Source organism: Pseudonocardia sp. ICBG1142, assembly GCF_020496255.1.
In the GTDB taxonomy this organism is placed as follows: Bacteria; Actinomycetota; Actinomycetes; order Mycobacteriales; family Pseudonocardiaceae; genus Pseudonocardia.
This window is the reverse complement of sequence record NZ_JAHLJC010000030.1, coordinates 275,765-298,031: the sequence shown is the minus strand read 5'-3', so window position 1 is coordinate 298,031 and position 22,267 is coordinate 275,765. Positions and strand designations below refer to the sequence as shown.

The 22,267-nt window shown below is 70.1% G+C and carries 17 protein-coding genes and 3 rRNA genes; 8 read left to right on the top strand and 12 right to left on the bottom strand.

Translation table 11 applies throughout. The annotated features are described in order from the left end of the window. Nucleotides 1-8: 8 nt before the first annotated feature. From KPL59_RS15465 to KPL59_RS15455, 3 genes are all read right to left on the bottom strand, one after another. The gene (locus tag KPL59_RS15465) at nt 9-752 is read right to left on the bottom strand and encodes a response regulator transcription factor (RefSeq protein ID WP_226361208.1); all 744 of its coding nucleotides are present in this window, start codon (nt 750-752) and stop codon (nt 9-11) included. Between the two features lie 317 nt (nt 753-1,069). Next, nucleotides 1,070-1,495 (bottom strand): DUF4383 domain-containing protein, encoded by a 426-nt coding sequence (locus KPL59_RS15460; RefSeq protein WP_020621478.1) that lies wholly within the window; start codon nt 1,493-1,495, stop codon nt 1,070-1,072. Nucleotides 1,496-1,597: 102 nt separating this feature from the next. After that, the gene (locus tag KPL59_RS15455; protein ID WP_226359065.1) at nt 1,598-2,485 is read right to left on the bottom strand and encodes a nicotianamine synthase family protein; all 888 of its coding nucleotides are present in this window, start codon (nt 2,483-2,485) and stop codon (nt 1,598-1,600) included. Nucleotides 2,486-2,602: 117 nt separating this feature from the next. Between KPL59_RS15455 and KPL59_RS15450 the strand changes: the two genes are divergently transcribed. From KPL59_RS15450 to KPL59_RS15440, 3 genes are read left to right on the top strand one after another with little or no spacing between them, the layout of a single operon-like run. Continuing rightward, a complete protein-coding gene (locus KPL59_RS15450; RefSeq protein ID WP_020621476.1) occupies nt 2,603-2,932 on the top strand; it encodes a multidrug efflux SMR transporter in 330 nt (109 codons plus the stop codon). Next, entirely contained in the window at nt 2,925-3,479 is a 555-nt protein-coding gene (locus tag KPL59_RS15445) for a TetR/AcrR family transcriptional regulator (RefSeq protein ID WP_075308730.1), read from the top strand. Before KPL59_RS15450 ends, KPL59_RS15445 begins: the two co-directional genes overlap by 8 nt. Nucleotides 3,480-3,507: 28 nt before the next feature. Then, entirely contained in the window at nt 3,508-4,227 is a 720-nt protein-coding gene (locus tag KPL59_RS15440; RefSeq protein ID WP_020621474.1) for a metal-dependent transcriptional regulator, read from the top strand. 64 nt (nt 4,228-4,291) lie between these two features. Here the strand turns inward: KPL59_RS15440 and KPL59_RS15435 are convergent, their stop codons facing one another. The 8 genes from KPL59_RS15435 to KPL59_RS15400 form a co-directional block, all read right to left on the bottom strand. Next, nucleotides 4,292-4,837, bottom strand: coding sequence for a Dps family protein (locus KPL59_RS15435; RefSeq protein WP_020621473.1), 546 nt, complete (start codon nt 4,835-4,837; stop codon nt 4,292-4,294). A gap of 34 nt (nt 4,838-4,871) precedes the next feature. Then, nucleotides 4,872-5,021: a hypothetical protein gene (locus KPL59_RS15430; RefSeq protein WP_226359063.1), complete on the bottom strand. Its 150-nt coding sequence runs from the start codon at nt 5,019-5,021 to the stop codon at nt 4,872-4,874. Nucleotides 5,022-5,082: 61 nt separating this feature from the next. Further along, nucleotides 5,083-5,445 (bottom strand): STAS domain-containing protein, encoded by a 363-nt coding sequence (locus KPL59_RS15425; protein ID WP_226359062.1) that lies wholly within the window; start codon nt 5,443-5,445, stop codon nt 5,083-5,085. Then, entirely contained in the window at nt 5,442-6,572 is a 1,131-nt protein-coding gene (locus KPL59_RS15420) for a B12-binding domain-containing protein (RefSeq protein ID WP_226359061.1), read from the bottom strand. Before KPL59_RS15420 ends, KPL59_RS15425 begins: the two co-directional genes overlap by 4 nt. Then, complete coding sequence (locus KPL59_RS15415) at nt 6,569-8,218, bottom strand: PP2C family protein-serine/threonine phosphatase (RefSeq protein ID WP_226361207.1); 1,650 nt, start codon at nt 8,216-8,218, stop codon at nt 6,569-6,571. The genes KPL59_RS15420 and KPL59_RS15415 overlap by 4 nt, the downstream gene beginning before the upstream one ends. A gap of 118 nt (nt 8,219-8,336) precedes the next feature. Next, nucleotides 8,337-9,491, bottom strand: coding sequence for an AI-2E family transporter (locus tag KPL59_RS15410; protein ID WP_226361206.1), 1,155 nt, complete (start codon nt 9,489-9,491; stop codon nt 8,337-8,339). Nucleotides 9,492-9,537: 46 nt separating this feature from the next. Continuing rightward, nucleotides 9,538-11,085, bottom strand: coding sequence for a cell wall metabolism sensor histidine kinase WalK (locus KPL59_RS15405; RefSeq protein WP_226361205.1), 1,548 nt, complete (start codon nt 11,083-11,085; stop codon nt 9,538-9,540). Beyond that, entirely contained in the window at nt 11,082-11,786 is a 705-nt protein-coding gene (locus KPL59_RS15400; RefSeq protein ID WP_226361204.1) for a response regulator transcription factor, read from the bottom strand. Before KPL59_RS15400 ends, KPL59_RS15405 begins: the two co-directional genes overlap by 4 nt. A 185-nt stretch (nt 11,787-11,971) precedes the next feature. On the opposite strand from KPL59_RS15400, the gene KPL59_RS15395 reads away from it, so the two are divergent. The 5 genes from KPL59_RS15395 to rrf all read left to right on the top strand — a co-directional run bounded on the left by KPL59_RS15395 (nt 11,972) and on the right by rrf (nt 20,521). Beyond that, complete coding sequence (locus KPL59_RS15395; protein WP_226361203.1) at nt 11,972-12,736, top strand: transposase; 765 nt, start codon at nt 11,972-11,974, stop codon at nt 12,734-12,736. A gap of 92 nt (nt 12,737-12,828) precedes the next feature. After that, on the top strand, nt 12,829-14,160 hold the full coding sequence (locus tag KPL59_RS15390; protein WP_226361202.1) for a CvpA family protein: 1,332 nt from the start codon (nt 12,829-12,831) through the stop codon (nt 14,158-14,160). A gap of 1,199 nt (nt 14,161-15,359) precedes the next feature. After that, nucleotides 15,360-16,879, top strand: a 16S ribosomal RNA gene (locus KPL59_RS15385). 316 nt (nt 16,880-17,195) lie between these two features. Next, nucleotides 17,196-20,299: ribosomal RNA gene (locus KPL59_RS15380) — 23S ribosomal RNA — on the top strand. 105 nt (nt 20,300-20,404) lie between these two features. After that, nucleotides 20,405-20,521 (top strand): 5S ribosomal RNA (rrf, locus tag KPL59_RS15375). The 16S, 23S and 5S rRNA genes sit together here, the layout of an rRNA operon. 629 nt (nt 20,522-21,150) lie before the next feature. Here the strand turns inward: rrf and KPL59_RS15370 are convergent. Further along, the gene (locus KPL59_RS15370; RefSeq protein ID WP_226361201.1) at nt 21,151-22,254 is read right to left on the bottom strand and encodes a quinone-dependent dihydroorotate dehydrogenase; all 1,104 of its coding nucleotides are present in this window, start codon (nt 22,252-22,254) and stop codon (nt 21,151-21,153) included. Nucleotides 22,255-22,267 lie beyond the last annotated feature (13 nt).

Genomic DNA, 22,267 nt, shown 5'->3' with positions numbered 1-22,267 from the left:
GCGCCCGCTCACCCGCCGCGGCCCGACACCGGGACGACGCCCGGCAGCGCGGCGTCCGGTCCGGCGTCGCCGATCTTGTACCCGGCGCCGCGCACGGTCAGTACGAGGACCGGCCGGTCCGGGTCGAGCTCGACCTTGCGCCGCAGTCGTCGCACGTGGACGTCCAGCAGCCGGGTGTCGCCGTGGTACTCGTAGCCCCACACTCGCGACAGCAGCTCGTCGCGGGTCACGATCCGCCCGCCCGCCGCGGCGAGCTCGGCGAACAGCCGGAACTCGGTGCGGGTCAGGTGCACCGGGACGCCGTCCCGGAGCACCGTGCCCTCGTCCGGGCGCAACTCCACGTCCCCGACGGTGATCCGGCGTGGTGCCGCCGGTGCCGGACGCCGGCGACGCAGCAGCGCCCGGATGCGGGCGGCCAGCTCCCCGGCCACCAGCGGCTTGGTCACGTAGTCGTCGGCGCCCGCCTCCAGCCCGGCGATGACGTCGGCGCAGTCCGAGCGCGCGGTCACCATGATGATCGGCAGGTCACCGGTCTCCCGCAGCCGCCGGCAGACCGTGAGGCCGTCGATGCCGGGCAACATCAGGTCCAGCAGCACCACGTCGACGTCCGGCCGGGCACTGACCAGGGCCTGCTCGCCGGTGTGCACCGCCTCGACGTCGACGCCCTCGTCGCCCAGGGCGAGACCGAGGGCACGCCCGATCCGGACGTCGTCGTCGACCAGCAGCACCCGGGTCCGGCCGTGTTCGCTCATGATGACGGCGATTCCACCGGATCCGGGCCGGTCCCGTCGACTCCGGCGCCGGGCCGGAGACGATCGTCAGGCGATCGCAAGCCGGACGGGTGCGTGACGGCGGCGCCGCAGCGCCAGCAGGTCTGCGGCGGACCGCCGTCGCCGGTGGGGGAGGGCATCGCCCCGCAGTCCGTGCAGAGCCGGTCCAGCCAGCACACCGGGTCGCCGACCTCGGCCTCGTGGCCGTGGTCGGGGTGTCGTCCGGTGACCGGGGTTCCGGCGGACGGTGTGTCGGACACACCGCCATCGGACCACGGGGGTCACGCCCCGTCCAGGTATCAGGCCGCGGCGGCTCCGCGGCGGGGCGGGCGCACCACGGGGCGGCCGCGCAGCAGCGTTGCGCAACCGATCATCGCGACGGCGACGACCACCAGGGCCGCACCCACGACGTCCGGGGCGACGGCGGCGCTCAGCAGCGCGACGACGCCGCCGGCAGCGAGCACCACCCGCGACGCGACACGCGAGCGCGCGCAGACCAGTCCGGCCAGCCCGGTGACCAGGTGCAGAACGTTCTGCAGCACCGACACCGGCAGCAGCCCGGCGAGCACCGCGGTGCCGCCACCGGGCAGCACAGCGAGTTCGCCCGAGGTCACCCCCGGGACGAATCCCAGGGCTCCGACCAGCAGGAACGCCACGGCGAACGCCGCCGCGACCGGCTGTACCGGGGTGAAGGGCCGGGAGAACCCGCCCGTCGTGCGCATCATCGACCCGACCTCCTCGGTCCGTCGTCCTCCGGCGCGCCGCTGCGCCCTGTCCGACGGCGGTTGCCCGGCCGGACCCGCTCCCAACCCCGGGAGCGACGCACCTCACGTGGCGGCGCGGGCCACCAGGACGGAGTTGACGACGTCGGTGCGCGGGTGCACCTCGAGGAGCACGTCGAGTGCGGGCAGGTCGGCCGGGACGATCTCGGGGTAGAGCAGCGTCCGCAGCCCCGCGGCGGACCGGACGAGCAGGGTCGCGCCCGGACCGGTCGCCGTGACCAGCCGGGCGGTGATCGCTGCCTTGGCGGCGGCGTCGGCACCGACCAGCGCCCCGACGAGCACGAGGTCGGCCCGGCCCAGCTCGTCGGCGAGGGCGGGGGACAGCCGCGGGTCGTCGAGGTCGGCGACCAGACTGCGGACCCGCCCGTCGGTCCCGAGGGCGGCGGCGACCGCGTCCCCCGCGGCGGCGGCAGCCCGGTCCCGGTCGACGTGCAGCACCTGCGCGTCGTGCTCGGTGGCCAGCACCAGACCGGTCAGGGGCAGCGGCCCCGACCCGAGCACGACGACGCGGCGCGGCGCCGGCAGGCCGACGGCGGTCAGCGCGGCGAGCTCCAGCCGGACGAGGTCGTGATAGTTGCCCAGGTAGGGGAACCGTTCCAGCTCGGCCCGGGCGTCGGGGGCGGCGGCGATCCGGTCCGCCCAGTGGCTCTCCATGTGGCCCTCGCCGGTCGCGGCGAGGGTCCGCAGGGCGTCCGAGTGCGGGGCGACCCGCGCCAGGACGCCCTCGGTACAGCCCGCGGGCGGAAAACAACAGAGCCCGACGAGCTCGCCGAACGCGTCGTCGGTGTCCTGGGCGGGCCGCAGGTCGGTGCGCTCCAGCCGTCGTCGCAGGGCCACGAGGCGGGACGCGACATCGGCGACGGAGCCGTCGTCGCGCGGACGGCGGGGTGCGGGGAAACCGGGCGCGGTCGTCCGACTGCTCTGCGTGGTCACGATGATCCACCGTAAGCCAATGACAATCATGTCGGGCTCGTTCGTCCGGGTGGCAGAAAACCTGAGCGATCGCTCTACAATGTGGCCGGTAACGGACAGACGGGGAGGAGCCCGGCGATGTGGGGATGGCTCGCGCTCGCGATCGGCGCCGAGGTCACCGGAACGGTGGCGCTGCGGTTCTCGCAGGGTTTCAGCAGGCTGGTGCCGTCGATGATCACGGTGGTCGGCTACGGGCTGGCGTTCTGGTCGCTGTCCCAGGCGCTCGGCCGCGGGATGTCGCTCGGGGTCGCCTACGGCACCTGGGCCGCGGCGGGGGTGGCGCTCGTCGCCCTGATCGGGGTGTTCTTCCTCGGTGAGTCGCTGACCTGGGTCCAGCTCGGCGGGATCGGGCTGGTGATCGCCGGGGTGCTCGCCCTGGAGCTGGGTGGTGCGACCTCGCATGCCTGATCCGGCGGGACCGGACACCCCCGGGGGCGACGGCCGCCGCCGTCGGGGGGACCGGCGCCGTCGCGAGCTGGTCGAGGCCACGCTGCGGCTGGTCGGCGCGGGTGGGGTCGCCGCGGTCAGCCAGCGGGCGGTCGCGGCGGAGGCGGGGGTGCCGCCCAGTGCGGTCTTCTACTACCACCCCAGCGTCGACGCGCTGCTGGTCGCGACCCTCACCGCGGTGAACGACCGCTGGATCGCCCGGCTCGACGCGGTCACGACCCCCGACGACCTCGTCGCGCTCGTCGAGGACTGCGCCCGTCAGGAGCGGGTCACCGCGATCGCCGAGTACGAGCTGTTCCTGCTGGCCGCGCGGCGCCCGGACCTGCGCGGAGAGCTGGACCGCTGGGACGCCGCGCTCGACGCGGCCGCCGCCCGGCTCCTCCCCGACGACGCCGACCGGCGCGCCCTGCTGGCCGCCGCGGTCAACGGGCTGACCCTCGGCGGGGCGCTCGGCTCGCCGGTCGACGCCGGTCTGCTGGCCCGGCTCTGCGCGGCCGGAACCGCCTGAGTCCCCCGCGCCGGGATACCGTGGTGGCATGAGCGCCGAGCGCCTCTCGGAGTCCGTGGAGAACTACCTGAAGACCATCTTCCTGCTCTCGGAGCGGTGGGAGGGGTCGGTCGGGGTCTCCGCGCTGGCCGAGCGGCTGCAGGTCTCGTCGCCGTCGGCGTCGGGGATGGTGCGCAAGCTCGTCGACGCCGGGCTGGTCGACCACGCCCGCTACGCCGGGATCACCCTCACCCCGGCCGGGCGGGCCTCCGCGCTCGCCGTGGTGCGCAGGCACCGGCTGCTGGAGATGTTCCTGGTCACCGAGCTGGACCTGGCGTGGGACGAGGTGCACGAGGAGGCGGAGGCGCTCGAGCACGCGGTCTCCGACCGGTTGCTCGACCGGATCGACAGCCGGCTCGGGCATCCCCGGTTCGACCCGCACGGCGATCCCATCCCGGCGAGCGACGGCACGATGCCGGTGGTCCACGCCCGCCGGCTGCCGGACCTGCGCTACGGCGAGGGCGGCACCCTGGTCCGCGTCGACGACACCGACCCCGAGGTGCTCCGCTTCCTCGACGCGCACGACGTGCGCCTCGGCGACCGGGTCGACCTGTTGACCCGCAAGCCCTTCGAGGGGCCGTTCGTGGTGCGGCTGCGCCGTGACCGCGAACAGACCCGTCCCGCACCGGCCGAGGTCGAGCACGAGTGGGGCCCGACGCTGGCGATGGCCCTGTGGGTGGGCGCCGTCGAGGGGGCCGGCTCGGGCTGAGCACGACGGAGGCCCGGCCCCGCACGACGGCGGGACCGGGCCTCGGGATCGAGCGGCGGGAAGGTCAGCGCGCGGCGTCGGCCGCGCCCGCCTCACCGTTGCTGCCCTGCGTGTTCAGCGAACCGTCGGCGTTCTCCAGGTGCGCCCGGACGAACCACTGGTACTGCTCCAGCTCGCCCGCCTGGGCGATGAGCATGTCCTCGGTCACCGGGTCGAGAGCGCCGACCTTCTCGATCTGGGTCCGGTGGTCGGAGATGACCCCGGTGTAGACGACGTCGAGCGCGCCGAGGTGGGCGATCGCCTGGTCGCGGCCGATCGAGTAGTCGTCCCAGGTGCGGTCCCTGACCAGAGCGCCGGGGGTGCCGTTCGGCGAGCCGCCGAGGGTCGCGATGCGCTCGGCGACGTCGTCGACGAACCCGCGGACCGCGTCCACCTGCGGGTCGAGCATCTCGTGCACCGCGATGAAGTTCGGGCCGATCACGTTCCAGTGCACGTGCTTGAGCGTGAGCTGGAGGTCGTTGAGGGCGTGCAGACGGTGCTGCAGGATGTCGACGACCTGCTCGGCGTCGCCGCGCTCGAGGCCGGGGACGGTGTAACGGATCGTGGCCATGGTCTGTGCAGTCCTTCCGTAACGGGTGCGTTGCTCAGGACGCCGCAGTGCGGGGGTCGTCGTCCTCGACGGGCTGGGCGGCGAGATGGACGCCGTCGCCGTCGGGGGTCTCGTCGACCGGGGTGTCGCTCTGCTCGGTCGGGACCGCGTTCTCGTCGTGCTGGTCCTTCTCCGGCGTCGTCATGACAGGCGGGTACCCGGTCGGCGGGATTTCATGTCCGCCGTCGCCACGCCGGCCGAGCGGCTCAGGTGTCGAGCTTCTGCTCCCGCGCCGACCCGCCGGCGCCGGTGAGGTGCTCCAGGGTGCTGGTGACGCGCAGCAGCCGCTCCAGCGCGCCGGAGCGGTTGTCCAGGTGCAGCACGACCCCTGCGGCGTGGGTCCGCCTGCGGACCATCAGCAGCGACGACAGGCCGTAGGAGTCGCAGTACTCGATCCCGGCGCAGTCGATCCGCAGCTCGCGGATACCGGGCCGCTCGTCCAGCAGGGCGGCGACGGCGTCGGCCAGGGCGTCGGAGGTGGCGTAGTCGAGGTCACCGTCCGGCGCGACCGTCACGAGGTCGGGCGCGGGGCTGGTCCAGGTGAGGGACAGCTCTCGCGGGGCGCTCATGCGGGCCTTCCGGTTCGGTGCAGGGTCGCGGCGTCGGGATCTGTGTCGGTGCCGGAGCCCTCGGTGACGGCGACGGTCGGGACGGGGGAGCCCGGGCCGCGGGTGAGCGCCGCGGACGCGGCCGCGTGCCGCAGCAGCGCCGCCGCCCGGGTGAAGTCGCGCAGCTCGTCGCCGAGCAGATCCAGGACCGGGCGCAGGACGGCCACCGGGACCGACCGGGCCTCGAGTACGTCGGCGGTCCAGCCGAGGAACTGCTCGAACAGCTCGGCGTCGCCGGTGTAGAGGGCGACGGCGAGGAAGTCGACCACGTGCCGGACGTCCTCGGCGGTGTGTCGGCGCTGGTCGTCGTCGTAGTCGGCCATCGCCGGGACACGCTCGGGCAGGCGGTCCAGCACCGCCGCGACCAGCCGCGGCGCACCACGGGTGACCAGCGTGTACTCCTGGTCGGACAGGTGCGGCAGGTCGTCGAGCGGCTGGGCGTGCGGGTGCGCCGGGGCGGGCAGCCCGTCGGCGAGGGTCCGTGCGGCGGCCCGTGCGTCCGGGGCCCAGGCGTCGGCGCCGAGCAGCCGGGCGTAGCGGCCGTCCGGCCCGAACGCCCCGCCACCGACGATCACCGGGACGCCCGCGGCCTGGCAGGCCGTGATGGTGGCGTGCGCGGTCGGCAGCCGGGTCGCGATCGACGACGACAGCGCCACCGCGTCCGGGCCGGTCCGGTGCAGGTGGGTGACCAGGTGCGCCGCGGGGACCTGCGCACCCAGGTAGTCGACACTGAACCCGCGCAGCCGCAGCACCTCGGCCAGCAGCCGGGCGGGCAGCGCGTGCCACTCGCCGTCGACGCAGGCGACGGTGATCCGGCCCAGGTCGCCGCGGCGACGCCCGCTGGACAGCGCCAGGGTGCTGATCACACGCTCGTTGATCGCGGTCGCGGCGTGCTCCTGGGCGACGGAGATGCGGTTGGCCGCCCACTCGCGCCCCACCCGCCGCTGTACTGCGCCGATCACCTCGAGCAGCACCGTCTCGGCCTCCAGGCCGTCGCGCAGCGCGTCCACGACGACGTCGACCGCGGTGTATTCGTCGCTGCGCAGCACCGCGTCCCACAGCAGGTCGGTGTAGCGCCCGGCCGTCATGCGGTGTACCTGCCCCGGCTCGAACCACCCACCGCGGTGAGGTGTCGGCCGCGCGGCGCGGTGACCGCGAGGAGGGCCATGTCGTCGTGGGCGTTGCGCCCCACCCACTCGGTGGCGAGCATCTGCACCCGCTCGACGACGGCCTCGGCCGGCATCCCGGCGCACTCGGCCGCCGCGCGACGCAGGCGCTCCTCGCCGAACTGCTCGCGGCCCAGCGGGCCGCCCTGGGCCTCGGTGATGCCGTCGGTGTACAGCAGACAGGTCTCGCCGGGCCCGAGCCGGGTCTCCCACGTCGACGCGTGGACCTCGGGCAGCGCCCCGATCAGCGTGCCGAGCGTCGCCGCGTCCTCGACGCGGCCGTCGGCGCGGATGATCATCGGTGGCGGGTGGCCCGCGCAGGTCAGGCGCAGCCGGACGTCCGCCCCGGCGCGCGCCACCGACGCCAGCACCAGCGTCACGAAACGGGCGTGGTCGTCGGACAGCAGCGCGTTGTTGAGCAGGCGCAGCAGCCGCAGGTGGTCGTCGGCCATCGGCAGCAGCGCGTGCACCGCGCTGCGGATCTTGCCGGTGAGCACGGCGGCCTCCAGGCCCTTGCCGCACACGTCCCCCAGCACGGCGAGGGTCTCCTCGGACCCGTCCACGCCGGAGTGCACGTCGTAGAAGTCCCCGCCGACCCGCTCGGAGTCCTGCGCCGGCCGGTAGCCACCGGCGAACTCGACGCCGCAGACGTGCTGCAGCGACGGCGGCAGCAGGTCGCGCATGAGGACCTCGGTGATCGAGGCCTGCTGGGCGAACATGCGGGCCGCCGACATCGCGAGTCCCGACCGGGCTGCGAACTCGCGGGCGGTCGCCTCCTCGCCCTCGCTGAACGGCCCGGTGTCGGCGCGGCGCAGGAGCACGATGGCGCCGGCCGGGATGCCGTGCCCCGGCAGCGGGGTGACGACGATCGAGCCGACGTCACCGAACCCCTCCGGTGTCACCCAGGCGGGAGCGACGGCGGGGTCGATCCAGCGCGAGGGGACCGGCGGGTAGCCCTGCAGTGCCTCGGCCAGGCCGGGGACCTCGTCCGGGTCGACGTGCAGCATCCGGTGCAGCAGCGGGCCGCCGCTGACGGCGTCGACGACCTCGAACTGCCCGCGGGTGCCCGGGGTCATCACGAGCGCCCCGTCGGCCAGCCGGCTCACGGCGAGCTGGGCGGTGACCTCCATGCAGCGACGGAGGTTCAGCGAGCCCAGCAGCGCGGCCGAGGCCTCGGACAGGACCGCGGCGCGGGCCTGCTCCAGGTGCAGCTCGTCGCGGATCGACCGGACGTCGGTGACGTCGAACAGCCACCAGGTGACCGAGCCGTCCTCGTGCCGGACGGGCTGGGCCTCCAGCGCGCGGCCGTCGACGACGTCGGAGAACGCCCGGGGGATGCTCTGGTCACAGCCGCCCGCGGTCGCCAGCCACGGGGCGACCCGGGACACCGGGTCCCCGACCCGGACCCGGGGCAGCAGCGGGCGTGCGGCGTCGTTGGCCTGCAGCACGGTCCCGTCGGTCCCGACGGTGAGTGCGGCACAGGGGGCGTTGGTCCAGCGCCGATCGACCACGGCCGGCGCGTCCGGAAGTACGGTCGCGTCGCCGGTCGTCGGCTCCAGTTCGGTCACATCAACTCCTGGCCCGGTGCGGGCCGCTTGTCGGCGCCCGGGGAGACCCGGGACGCGGAACTGCCCCACCGTACCGCGCATCGGACCCGTGTCCCTCCGTGGCGCGCAGCGTCGCGGATCAGACCGGGCCGGGGAGCGTGGCCGGTCCGGGGCCCTCGCCGCGCAGCGGCCGCGCCGACCGCGGGTCCAACGGGTCGACGGTGCCCGCGTCGCGCAGCGTCCCGTCGCCGGGTCGGCGCAGTGAGCGGACCCCGGCGTCGGCGAGGGTCACCAGCGGCACCGCGAGCAGCGCTCCGGGGACCCCGCCGACGATCAGACCGGCGCTGATCGGCAGCACCACCGCGAGCGGGTGCAGCCGCACCGACCGGCCCAGCAGCAACGGCTGCAGGATGTAGCCCTCGACGTTCTGCACGATCAGGAGCAGACCGATCACGAGTAGCGCGTCCACCCAACCGCCGGAGGCGAGCGCGACCAGCACCGCCACGATCCCGGTCACGACCGCGCCGACGGTCGGGACGAACGCGCCGAAGAAGATCAGCGTCGCCAGCGGGACGACCAGCGGTACGCCGATCAGCCACAGGCCGACCGCGGCGGTCACCGCGTCGACCGCCGCGACGACGACCGTCGCCCGGGTGTAGCCGACCAGCGACGCGAACGCCCGCCGGCCCGCGACGTCGGCCCGGCGGCGCACGTGCTGCGGCACCGCACCGAGGACGAACCGCCAGATCCGCGCTCCGTCGTGGATCAGGAAGATCAGCACGAACAGCATGAGCAGGGTCTCGGCGGCCAGCTCGCCCGCGGTGCCCAGGGCGCCGATCACGTTGTTCGCCAGCGCGGCCTGGTTGCGTTGCAGCGTGTCGAGCACCGACTGGAACACGGCCGCGAGCTGGGTGTCGTCGAGCCGGAACGGCGGGCCGGCCAGCCGGTCCCGCAGCGCGACGACGGTCTCCCCGATGCTCGCCGACAGGCTCGGCAGCCCGTCGAGGAACGCCGCGACCGCCCACCACAGCACCCCGACCGCCACCGCCAGCCCGCCCGCGACGACGACGCCCGTCGCGACGCCGCGGGGCACCAGCGGCACCCGGTTCACGACCCGGGCCACCGGCGCGAGCAGCGCGGTCAGGATCAGCGCGAGCACCACCGGTACGACGAGCACCGCGAGCTGCGCGATCAGCCACAGCACGACGGCGACGGCGGTCGCGACGAGCAGACCGCGCCAGGCCAGGCTCGACGCGGTGACCAGACCCCGGGGGATCCGCGGTTCCTCGGTCACCGCGGCCTCCTGGATCGGGTGTCGTCGGGCTGGCGGTTGCGTGACGTCACGACGGTAGTCCGCCGCCGCCGCCGTCCGGGCCCGTCACGGGCAGGGTGAGGACGAAGGTGGCGCCGTCGTCGTCGGGCGGGCAGGTGAGCTCGCCGCCGTGCGCGCGGGCGAGGCCGCGGGCGATCGCCAGGCCGAGCCCGGCGCCCCCGCTGTCCCGGTCGCGGGCGTCCTGCAGCCGGACGAGCCGGTCGAAGACGCGCTCGCGGTCGCCGTCGGCGATCGGGGTGCCGGTGTTGCGCACCGAGACCGAGACGGTCCCGGCCGCCAGGTCGGCCCGGGTGACGACGTCGATCCGTCCGCCGGCGGGGGTGTGCCTGCGGGCGTTGTCGAGCAGGTTGGCGAGGATGCGCGACACCGCCTGCGGGTCGGCGCGCACCGTGGCGGGCTCCCCGCGGCCGTCGACGGTCAGGCCGGGCGCGAGCACCGCGGCCCGTTCGGTCTCGGCGCGGGCGATCCCGGCGACGTCGACCTCCCGGGGCGCCACCGCGGTGCCGCCGTCGATGCGGGCGAGGTCGAGCATGTCGGTGACGAGCCGCCCGGCCCGGCGCGTCTCGCCGAGCAGCAGTTCCAGGCGTCGGGCCCGCCGTGCGGGGTCGGCGTCGAGCCCGGACCGCTCCAGCGTCTCGGCGACGGCGGTGATCCCGGACAGCGGCGTCCGCAGCTCGTGCGCGGCGTCGGCGAGGAACACCCGGGTCCGCTCGGCCTCCTCCCGGTAGCGCCGCTCGGCGTCGGTGAGGGCGTCGAGCATGCCGTCCATCGCCGCGGCCGCGGTGCCGAGGTCGGTGTGCGGGCGGTCGGGCCGCAGGCGTGCGTCGCGTTCGCCGGCGGTGATCCGCCCGGCGAGCGCGGTCATCCGGTCCAGGGGACGCAGCGCGGTCCGCACGACGAACGACACCGCCCCGAGGGCGACGAGCAGGGTCAGCAGCACCGACCCGGCCAGCACCGCGCGCAGGCCGTTGCGGACCTGGGTGACGTCGGCGGCGTCGGCGACGAGCTCGACCTCCGCCCCGTCGGTGGCGTCGAGGGTCACGGTGCGGCTGCCGATGTCCGGCGGGACGGGTGGGCGCCCGCCCGGGACCGGGGCGGCCGGCACGACGGCGGGGTCGTCGGTGTGCTCGTCCCCGGCGTGGTCGGTGGTGTCGCCCCCGGTGTCGTCGCCCCCGGTGCGGTCCCCACCGGGGCCGCGGTCCCGGCGCCCGCCGGGCGGCGGGGTGCCGGGTGGGCTCAGACCGGGGTCGCCCATGACCTTCCCGTCGGCGGTGGTCACCTTGATCCGGATCTGCTGCCCGGAGAGGCTGGTGACCAGCTCCTCCGGGGTGGCGCCCGCGGCGATCAGCTGCTGGGCCTGCACCACCCGGCCCCGCAGTTCGGAGTCCAGATCGGACTCCAGACGGGCCCCGAGCAGCACGTCGACGAGCACCACCACCAGGACCAGCAGCACCGCCACCACCCCGAGCACCGCGGCCGTGACCCGGCGGCGCAGCGACGGCGTCGCGGTGCGGGCCCGTGGTGTGGTGCGGGCCGGCGCGGCGGCGGAGCTCATGCCGGTCCGCGCAGCGAGTAGCCGAGGCCCCGCACGGTGTGCAGCAGCCGGGGGCCGTGGGCCTCCAGCTTGCGACGCAGCGCCGACACGTGGACCTCGACGAGGTTGGGGTCGTAGGCGTCGTAGCCCCAGACCGAGCGCAGGATCTGCGCCTTGGAGACGGTGCGTCCGCGCTGCTCGGCGAGGTAAGTGAGGAGCCGCAGCTCGGTTGCGGACAGCTCCAGCACCGTCCCCCCGCGGGCGGCGACGGCGGCGTCCGGGTCGAGGACGAGGTCGCCCACCTGCACCGCGGACGGCAGCCTGCCCCGGCGACGCAGCACCGCCGCGACCCGGGCGACGAGCTCGTCGAGCGCGAACGGCTTGAGGACGTAGTCGTCGGCGCCGGAGTCGAGCCCGCGGAGCCGGTCGGTCAGCGCTTCGCGCGCGGTGAGCATGACGATCCCGGCGTCCCCGTACCCGCGCACGACGTCGATCAGCTCGAACCCGTCGCGCCCGCCGGGCAGCATCACGTCCAGGACGACGAGGTCCGGCCGGAACGCGGCGAGCCGCTCCTCGAACGCGACGCCGTCGACGACGCCCTCGGCCACGTGCCCGGCGTCGGCCAGCGCGTCCACGACGGACTCGCGGATGGCGTCGGAGTCCTCGAGCACCAGGACCCGGGTCGTGGGGCCACGGCTGTCGTCGTCCTGGCGTGTGCTCACCGGACAAGGGTGCGCCGTGAGGCTGAGGGGGAGCTGAAGGACCCGCCGGATTCAGGTCCGTCTCAGGAGGCTTATTCAGGCCCCGTGATATAACGATCTAGCCCGGCGTGTCGGGTTGGGCGACAGCCCGTCCATCGCGAATATTGGTTTGCCGAATCAATCCGAGATGAACGGGCTGCCGCAGTATGTACTATACCACTGGTTTCCGGCGTGATGAAATTCAGGATCTTGTCGCTATAGTGTATGAGCAGGATCAGCGGGACGCGACGGAGGCACGTTTGTCTTGGCCGCCGGTTCTGGGGTTGTTCTGGTCGGTGGTGATCACGTTGGCGTATCTGCGCGGGAATCGTGTGCAGTGGGGGTTGGCGGAAACCTATGGGGTGTCGCAGTCGACGGTTAGTCGAGCGATCACGGGGGTGACACCGTTGCTGGCACAGGCGCTGCGGAGTGTCGTTCCGACGACAGAGGAGCTTCGTGCCGATCGGCAGTACATCATCGATGGAACCTTGCTGCCCTGCTGGTCATGGGCCGCGGTGCCGGGTCTGTGGTCGGGCAAGCATCGCACCACCGGCGTCGTCGTCCAGGTCGCAGCCACCCTGGAAGGGCAGCTGTCGTGGATCTCCGACCCGACCCCAGGCTCCCGACACGACCTATATTGCCTCGACCAATCCGGCGCCCTCGACCACCTCGCCACATACCCCCCGATCGGCGATAAAGGATACATCGGGCGCGGCATGCTCACCCCGTTCAAAAAACCACCCGGCCGGGAACTTCTCGACTGGCAAAAAACATTCAACAAGAGCCTCAACCACACACGCGCCACCATCGAACGAGTCATCGCCCATATCAAAACGTGGAAAGTTCTCCACACAGACTACCGGCGGCCCTACGCCACATTTAAAACGACAATCTCGGCAGTCATCGGACTCATCTTCTACACACTTACCTGACGGAGCCTGAATAAGCCTCCAGGTGCCGCGGGCACTGTCGAGCCGGACACCGAGACGACGAGCCACCCGGCCCGCGGCACGGAGAGGAAGAGATGACCCTGCTCGACGTGATCGTCCTGATCATCGTGCTGGCCGCCGCGATCGGCGGGTTCCGCCGCCTCGGCGGCGTGGCCCGCGCCGGGCGCCTGCTCGGCCTCGTGGTCGGCGCCGGCCTCGGCGCCGCCTGGGGCTCGAACCTGGCCCGCTACGGGGACACCCCCGACTCGGCCTGGCTGTGGGGCCTGGCCGGGGTGATCGCAGGCCTGCTGCTGGGCTCGCTGGTCGGCGGGTTCCTCGGCGGACTGGTCAGCCGGGTTCTCGCCCGCGGCAAGCTGTCCTTCCTGGACCGCATCGTCGGCGCCGTCACCGGCGCCGTGACCGCCCTCCTGGTGATCTGGCTGGTCTCGTGGGTGGTCCCCGCGGTCGTGAGCGCCGAGGCACTCGCCCCGGTGACGACGGTCGTGCAGTCCCAGGGCGGCAGCCGGGTCGTCGACTCGGTGTCCGAGCTGCTGCCCGCGACGACGTCCGCTGCCCGCGACGACGTCCGCTGCCCGCGACGTCGTCGACGCCGCGCGGCCTCCCGCCGGCTGATCCCACCCGACTCCCAGCGGTCCGTCGTCCGGCGGTCCGCACCCGCCGCTGCCCTGATCCGGGCCCGGCACGCTCCGAGGAGAACCATGAACGACGAGAACCGCACCCCCGGCAACGACGACCGCCCCACCGACCGGCAGCCCCCGGTCCCCGCCGACGAGACCCCCACCACCCGGACCCCGACCCCGCACGTCGGCGACGACGCGCACGGGGAGGAGCCGGTGGCCGCCGCCTCCGACGCGGGTGACCCTCCGCGACGACGCCGGTTCGCCGCGCTGCGACGCCGTTCCGCGCTGCCCGTGGTCGCGGCCGGCGTGATCGGCCTGGTCGTCGGGGCCACCGCGAGCGGACTGATCGTCGGGACCGCGTTCGCCGGTCCGGGCGACCGCCCCGCCCGGACGGCCGTCGCCGCCGACGACCGTGGCCCTGGTGGCCCTGGTGGCCCTGGTGGCCCTGGTGGCCCTGGTGGCCCTGGTGGCCCTGGTGGCCCCGGTGGCCCCGGTGGTCCCCGTGGGGAGGGCGGCGGTCCGGGCCGCGGCCCCGACGGTGCCGGCCCGGGCGGTCCCGGCGGCCCCGGCGCCTGCGGTCCGGCCGGTGGACCGGGTCGTGACGGCGGAGCACCGCCCGCGCCGCAGGTCGGTGCTCCGGTACCGCCGGTCCCGGCAGCGCCGGGTGCCACGGCCCCGGGCCAGGGCCGCGCCCCTGCCCCCGCGGCACCCGCTGCTCCGGGCGCGTCCGCTGTTCCCTCGGCACCCGGGGCGCCTGCTGTTCCCGCGGCACCTGCCGCCCCGTGACCCCGGACGCGCGGTGGCGCCGACCGGTGTCACCCGCAGGGGAGGGGAAAGGGAGTGCTCCTCGTCGGATCGCGTCGCGCATTCGCCCCCGACGCGCTGCAGGATCCGACGAGGAGCACTCGACGGACCAACGCGCCGGAACGGGCACGGATACCCCCCTGATGCGGTGAAGACGCCGGGCCGGAGACCACCATCGGTCGTCCTCGCAGGTCAGACGGGTCGTCACGCTGTCGTCGTGACGACAAATCCATGAGCCGTGCGCGCCACCGCGCATCGATCGCGCCGAACCGAGAGACCGGTGCCGCCCACTGTGAGCTCTCGCGACACGGGGCAGGCCCGCGACGGTCGGGCCCGGGAGCCCGGCCCGCAGCCGCCGGGATCGCCCCCGGGACCACCGCCCGTCGGAGGCCACATCGACCCGTTCCGCAGGACGTCGGCCGACGGTTGCCCACGGGACCGCTGGGGACGGTTCCCCCTCGAGGGGGACGACGATCGCCGACGGTGGGCAGGACCGGAACCCGCCCTCGTCTCCCGCGAGGGGGCCTACGGGCCGGTGCGGGGTCGGGCCGCCGGTCGACGGCCGACCGGACACGGCGACGCCGGACAAGAACGCGTCGGCAGACTGCGACGGTGACCTGACTGCGCAGGTCACGGGCCGATTCACGACCTGAACGGATGGTGGCCCGACTACCGAGAAGACCACGTCGACAACCCATCGCGAAGAGACCGTGGTCGGCGTCACACAGATCGGTGATCGTCGGTATCGCCAGGTGAGTGGGTATCGGTAACCCGGAGTTCGCCCTCGTGCCCCGCGACGACCTGCGACGACGCCTGATGTTCGCCCCGTGGACCCCCCGGTTTGACGACCCCGGACACCGTGCCGTAACTTTCTTCCTGTCAGCGAGTGAGCCGGACAGAACGGGCCCTGAGTGGTTCGGTCAACAGGCCCCGCGGACGACTGACCCCCTGGTGGTTCGCCGAGTTTCTCGGTGTGGTTGTCTTGGTGGGTCGAGGCGATCCGTCTTCAGGATCCCGCTCTCTGTTGGAGGGTGTGGGTGATTGCGGTGCGGGTGTCTTTTGAGAACTCAACAGTGTGTCGAGCTATTTGAATCGGTTTGGCGTTTTGTGCCAAATTGTTTGTTTGGTTGCAGCATTCGGCCTCCGTCGGGTGTTGTGGCTAGTGTTTGTTTGTCAGGGTTTTGTTGGAGAGTTTGATCCTGGCTCAGGACGAACGCTGGCGGCGTGCTTAACACATGCAAGTCGAGCGGTAAGGCCCTTTCGGGGGTACACGAGCGGCGAACGGGTGAGTAACACGTGGGTGACCTGCCCTCCACTCTGGGATAAGCCTGGGAAACTGGGTCTAATACCGGATAGGACCACTGGCTGCATGGTTGGTGGTGGAAAGTTTTTTCGGTGGGGGATGGGCCCGCGGCCTATCAGCTTGTTGGTGGGGTGATGGCCTACCAAGGCGGTGACGGGTAGCCGGCCTGAGAGGGCGACCGGCCACACTGGGACTGAGACACGGCCCAGACTCCTACGGGAGGCAGCAGTGGGGAATATTGCGCAATGGGCGGAAGCCTGACGCAGCGACGCCGCGTGGGGGATGACGGCCTTCGGGTTGTAAACCTCTTTCGTCAGGGACGAAGAGTGATTGACGGTACCTGGAGAAGAAGCACCGGCCAACTACGTGCCAGCAGCCGCGGTAAAACGTAGGGTGCGAGCGTTGTCCGGAATTATTGGGCGTAAAGAGCTCGTAGGCGGTGTGTCGCGTCGGCCGTGAAAACTTGGGGCTTAACTCTGAGCGTGCGGTCGATACGGGCATCACTTGAGTTCGGCAGGGGAGACTGGAATTCCTGGTGTAGCGGTGAAATGCGCAGATATCAGGAGGAACACCGGTGGCGAAGGCGGGTCTCTGGGCCGATACTGACGCTGAGGAGCGAAAGCGTGGGGAGCGAACAGGATTAGATACCCTGGTAGTCCACGCCGTAAACGTTGGGCGCTAGGTGTGGGGACCATTCCACGGTTTCTGTGCCGCAGCTAACGCATTAAGCGCCCCGCCTGGGGAGTACGGCCGCAAGGCTAAAACTCAAAGGAATTGACGGGGGCCCGCACAAGCGGCGGAGCATGTGGATTAATTCGATGCAACGCGAAGAACCTTACCTGGGTTTGACATGCACCAGACATCCCTAGAGATAGGGCTTCCCTTGTGGTTGGTGTGCAGGTGGTGCATGGCTGTCGTCAGCTCGTGTCGTGAGATGTTGGGTTAAGTCCCGCAACGAGCGCAACCCTTGTTCCATGTTGCCAGCACGTTATGGTGGGGACTCATGGGAGACTGCCGGGGTCAACTCGGAGGAGGGTGGGGATGACGTCAAGTCATCATGCCCCTTATGTCCAGGGCTTCACACATGCTACAATGGCTCATACAGAGGGCTGCGAGACCGTGAGGTGGAGCGAATCCCTTAAAGTGAGTCTCAGTTCGGATCGGGGTCTGCAACTCGACCCCGTGAAGTTGGAGTCGCTAGTAATCGCAGATCAGCAACGCTGCGGTGAATACGTTCCCGGGCCTTGTACACACCGCCCGTCACGTCACGAAAGTTGGTAACACCCGAAGCCGGCGGCCCAACCCTTGTGGAGGGAGCTGTCGAAGGTGGGACTGGCGATTGGGACGAAGTCGTAACAAGGTAGCCGTACCGGAAGGTGCGGCTGGATCACCTCCTTTCTAAGGAGTCCCATCATGTGATGGGGCACCACATGGCTTCACAGGGTTTTGCTCTGTGGGTTTCTGTGGTTCCTTCATTGAATCGCGCCATCAACTCCGTCTGTGGGTTGGGTGCGTTGGGTGGAACGCAGTTCGTTGGACCGGTTTGGCTTGGCACACTGTTGGGTCCTGAGGAGACACCTGGTGAACGGGTTGTTTTCTTTGGCCGCTCTGGTCGGGGGCTTCCTAACGCCTGCTTGTGGTGGGTGGTGGTTGTTTCTTGGTTGGGTGTGGTTGTGGGTTGAGTGTTGCATAGTGGATGCGAGCATCTTGTTGTGGTCAAGTTGTTAAGAGCACATGGTGGATGCCTGGGCATCAGGAGCCGATGAAGGACGTGGGAGGCCGCGATAGGCCTCGGGGAGCTGTCAACCGAGCTGTGATCCGAGGGTGTCCGAATGGGGAAACCCAGCGCCCGTCATGGGGCGTTACCCGTACCTGAATTCATAGGGTGCGTGGAGGGAACGTGGGGAAGTGAAACATCTCAGTACCCACAGGAAGAGAAAACAATAGTGATTCCGTGAGTAGTGGCGAGCGAAAGCGGATGAGGCTAAACCGTGTCCGTGTCAAGCCGGCAGGCGTTGCGGGTGCGGGGTTGTGAGGCGTGTCGTTCATCTTCTGCCGAGGATGGGACAACGAGAACCAGTGTTAGCGGAACGATTCTGGGATGGTCGGCCGTAGTGGGTGATAGCCCCGTACGCGAAAATGTTTGGTTCTGTTGTGGGCATTGTTCTCGAGTAGCAGCGAGCCCGTGAAATTCGCTGTGAATCTGGCGGGACCACCCGTCAAGCCTAAATACTACCTGGTGACCGATAGCGGACAAGTACCGTGAGGGAAAGGTGAAAAGTACCCCGGGAGGGGAGTGAAATAGTACCTGAAACCGTGTGCTTACAAGCCGTCAGAGCCTTGAGTCCTTCGGGGCGGGGTGATGGCGTGCCTTTTGAAGAATGAGCCTGCGAGTTATGCTTCGTGGCGAGGTTAACCTGTGTGGGGTAGCCGTAGCGAAAGCGAGTCCGAATAGGGCGGTTGAGTCGCGGGGTGTAGACCCGAAGCGGAGTGATCTACCCATGGCCAGGGTGAAGCGTCGGTAAGACGTCGTGGAGGCCCGAACCCACCAGGGTTGAAAACCTGGGGGATGAGCTGTGGGTAGGGGTGAAAGGCCAATCAAACTTCGTGATAGCTGGTTCTCCCCGAAATGCATTTAGGTGCAGCGTCGTGTGTTTCTCACCGGAGGTAGAGCACTGGATGGCCTAGGGGGCCGACAAGCTTACCGAAGTCAGCCAAACTCCGAATGCCGGTGAGTGAGAGCGCGGCAGTGAGACTGCGGGGGATAAGCTTCGTGGTCGAGAGGGAAACAGCCCAGATCACCGGCTAAGGCCCCTAAGCGTGCGCTAAGTGGGAAAGGATGTGGGATCGCCCGGACAACCAGGAGGTTGGCTTAGAAGCAGCCACCCTTGAAAGAGTGCGTAATAGCTCACTGGTCAAGTGGTCCTGCGCCGACAATGTAGCGGGGCTCAAGCGCACCGCCGAAGCCGTGGCAATGACATCTTTGTGGTGTTGTTGGGTAGGGGAGCGTCCTGCGTCTGGTGAAGCCCGGGAGTGATTTACGGGTGGAGGGTGTGGGAGTGAGAATGCAGGCATGAGTAGCGAATGCAGAGTGAGAATCTCTGCCGCCGGATGACCAAGGGTTCCTGGGCCAGGTTGTTCCGCCCAGGGTGAGCCGGGACCTAAGGCGAGGCCGTCAGGCGTAGTCGATGGACAACGGGTTGATATTCCCGTGCTCGTGATAGTGCGTCCATGCCGAGGCTGGTGATGCTAACCATCCGAACCCACCTTCGCTCCTTCGGGAGTGTTGTTTGTGGGGGAGCGTGGGATCCGATCTGGTAGTAGGCAAGTGATGGGGTGACGCAGGAGGGTAGCTCCGCCACGCGGTGGTTGTCGTGGTGTAAGCCTGTAGCCTGATCTCCTAGGTAAATCCGGGGGGTCGTGAGGGGTGAGAGGTGATGCGTAGCCGATTGAGGCGAAGAGGGTGATCCCATGCTGTCGAGAAAAGCCTCTAGCGAGTGTTGTTGCGGCCCGTACCCCAAACCGACACAGGTGGTCAGGTAGAGAATACCGAGGCGATCGAGCGAACTGTGGTTAAGGAATTCGGCAAAATACCTCCGTAACTTCGGGAGAAGGAGGGCCGGTTGTCTTGATGCCCCGTGCGGGCTAGGGATGGCCGGTCGCAGAGACCAGGCCCAAGCGACTGTTTACTAAAAACACAGGTCCGTGCGAAGTCGCAAGACGATGTATACGGACTGACGCCTGCCCGGTGCTGGAACGTTAAGAGGACCTGTTAGTCCCTTTCGGGGGGCGAAGCGGAGAATTTAAGCGCCAGTAAACGGCGGTGGTAACTATAACCATCCTAAGGTAGCGAAATTCCTTGTCGGGTAAGTTCCGACCTGCACGAATGGCGTAACGACTTGGGCGCTGTCTCGACCACAGACTCGGCGAAATTGCACTACGAGTAAAGATGCTCGTTACGCGCGGCAGGACGGAAAGACCCCGGGACCTTTACTATAGCTTGGTATTGGTGCTCGGTTCGGCTTGTGTAGGATAGGTGGGAGACTGTGAAGCTATCACGCCAGTGGTGGTGGAGTCGTTGTTGAAATACCACTCTGGTCGAATTGGGTGTCTTAACCTCGGGCCATGATCTGGTTCAGGGACAGTGCCTGGTGGGTAGTTTAACTGGGGCGGTTGCCTCCCAAAGAGTAACGGAGGCGCCCAAAGGTTCCCTCAGCCTGGTTGGCAATCAGGTGTTGAGTGTAAGTGCACAAGGGAGCTTGACTGTGAGACTGACGGGTCGAGCAGGGACGAAAGTCGGGACTAGTGATCCGGCACCACCTTGTGGAAGGGGTGTCGCTCAACGGATAAAAGGTACCCCGGGGATAACAGGCTGATCTTGCCCAAGAGTCCATATCGACGGCATGGTTTGGCACCTCGATGTCGGCTCGTCGCATCCTGGGGCTGGAGTAGGTCCCAAGGGTTGGGCTGTTCGCCCATTAAAGCGGTACGCGAGCTGGGTTTAGAACGTCGTGAGACAGTTCGGTCCCTATCCGCCGCGCGCGTTGGAGACTTGAGGAAGGCTGTCCCTAGTACGAGAGGACCGGGACGGACGAACCTCTGGTGTGCCAGTTGTCCCGCCAGGGGCACGGCTGGTTGGCTATGTTCGGGAGGGATAACCGCTGAAGGCATCTAAGCGGGAAGCCTGTTCCAAGATGAGGTCTCCCACCACCTTTGAGTGGGTAAGGCTCCCAGGAGATGACTGGGTTGATAGGCCGGAGATGGAAGCCCTGTGAGGGGTGGAGTTGACCGGTACTAATAGGCCGAGGGCTTGCCACAACGAGTTGTTCGCATCCACTGTGTGACCCTGAGCCCACAACCCCTGTGCGGGTTGTGTGTTCGTAGGTCCCCCCATGTTTGTGTGGGGGTTTGTTGAATAGTGTTGTCGGTGGTCATTGCGGTAGGGAAACGCCCGGTCCCATTCCGAACCCGGTAGCTAAGCCTTCCAGCGCCGATGGTACTGCACTCGCCAGGGTGTGGGAGAGTAGGTCGCCGCCGACATTCAACATGAACTGGAAACGCCCCGGACTTCATTGTCCGGGGCGTTTCCTGTTTTCTGGGCTCTGTTCCGGTCGGCTCTTCGTAGGCTGCCAGGGCACGACAGCGCTGCCCACAGTGCGGCCGGCGGGGTGCGGGGCGTTGTGTGCCTGTGCTCTGGGCGCCTTCTGTCGTGGAGTCGCACCCGTCCCGTCCCGTTCTGTTCTGTTCTGCGCTGGCTGTGAGCCGGGCGGGGCACGTTGCACAGGTTTCTGTGACCTCGCATCTGCTGCAAGGGCTGCGAGGTCGCAGGACGGTGTGCGAGGTCGAACACGCACCCGCGGCGATAGATGAGGCGCGGTAAGGCAGGGCGGGTGAGAGTAGGCGGGGACTCGGCCCGGAGCCGGGGCCCCGGCGACCCCCGGCCCACCGACAACGCTGCACCACCGACGCTGCTCCACCCCGACTCTGGACCGTCGATAAGCCGTGACCCTGCACCACCGGTGAGCCGTGACCCGGCACTACCGGCGAGCCGCGACACTGCACCACCGGCGAGAGAGGACAAGAACGCCGAGAGGGGACACAACGGCGGAATCCAGGTTGGGGACCCAGTGGCCGAGAACAGCCGCCGGCGGCACACCAGCCACAAGGCCTCAGAGATCGGCACCCACGGCGTCGTCGACACACGAGAACCCGTCGGCGCGCAGCAGCGCCGCGAGCTCCCGGTGGACCCGCGCGGGCCAGAGCAGACCGCCGTAGATGAACCCGGTGTAGGCCTGCACCAGCGCCGCACCGGAGCGGATCCGCCGGTAGGCCTCCTCCGCGTCGGCGATCCCACCGACGGAGATGACGACCTGGCCGTCGTCGAGCCGGGTGCGCAGCTGGCGGACGACCGACCGGGCACGCTCGGTCAACGGGCGTCCGGACAAGCCGCCGGCACCGGCCGCGGCGACGACGTCGGGAGCGGTGCGGAGACCGTCGCGAGACACGGTCGTGTTCGTGGCGACGACCCCGTCGAGGCGCAGGCGCCGGGCCAGGTCGGCCACGGCGTCGAGGTCCTCCGGGGCCAGGTCCACGGTGATCTTCACGAGCAGCGGCACACGACGTCCGCCGGAGACCCGGTCCAGCTCCTCGCGCACCGCGACGAGCAGCGGCTCCAGTACGTCGACCTGCTGCAGGTCCCGCAGACCTGGGGTGTTCGGTGAGCTGACGTTGACCACGACGTAGTCGGCGTAGGCGCCCAGCGCTGCGGCGCTCGCGCGGTAGTCCGACGCCGCGTCCTCGGCGGGCACCGCCTTGCTCTTGCCGATGTTGACCCCCAGCACCGGCATCCCCGGTCCGGGGCGGGTGCGCAGCGCGGCGAGGCGCGGCCCGACGGTCCCGGCACCGGAGTTGTTGAAGCCCATCCGGTTGACCAGGGCGGCGTCGTCGACCAGCCGGAACAGGCGGGGCCGTGGGTTCCCGGGCTGCGCCCGCCCGGTCACCGTCCCGATCTCGACCGCGCCGAACCCGAGCCTGCCGAGTGCGAGAACACCCTCGGCGTCCTTGTCGAAACCGGCGGCCAGACCGAGCGGGCCGGCGAACTCCAGACCCAGCGCCCGGGTGCGCAGCACCGGGTCCGACGGGGCGAGCCGCTCCGCGACCCGCTCACCCACGACGGGCGCGGTCCCGAGTGCGCGGACCACACCGAACCCCATCCGGTGCGCGGGCTCGGACGGGAGGCGCCGGAGCACGTGGCGCATGAGGGCGTCGTACATGCCCCCATCCTCA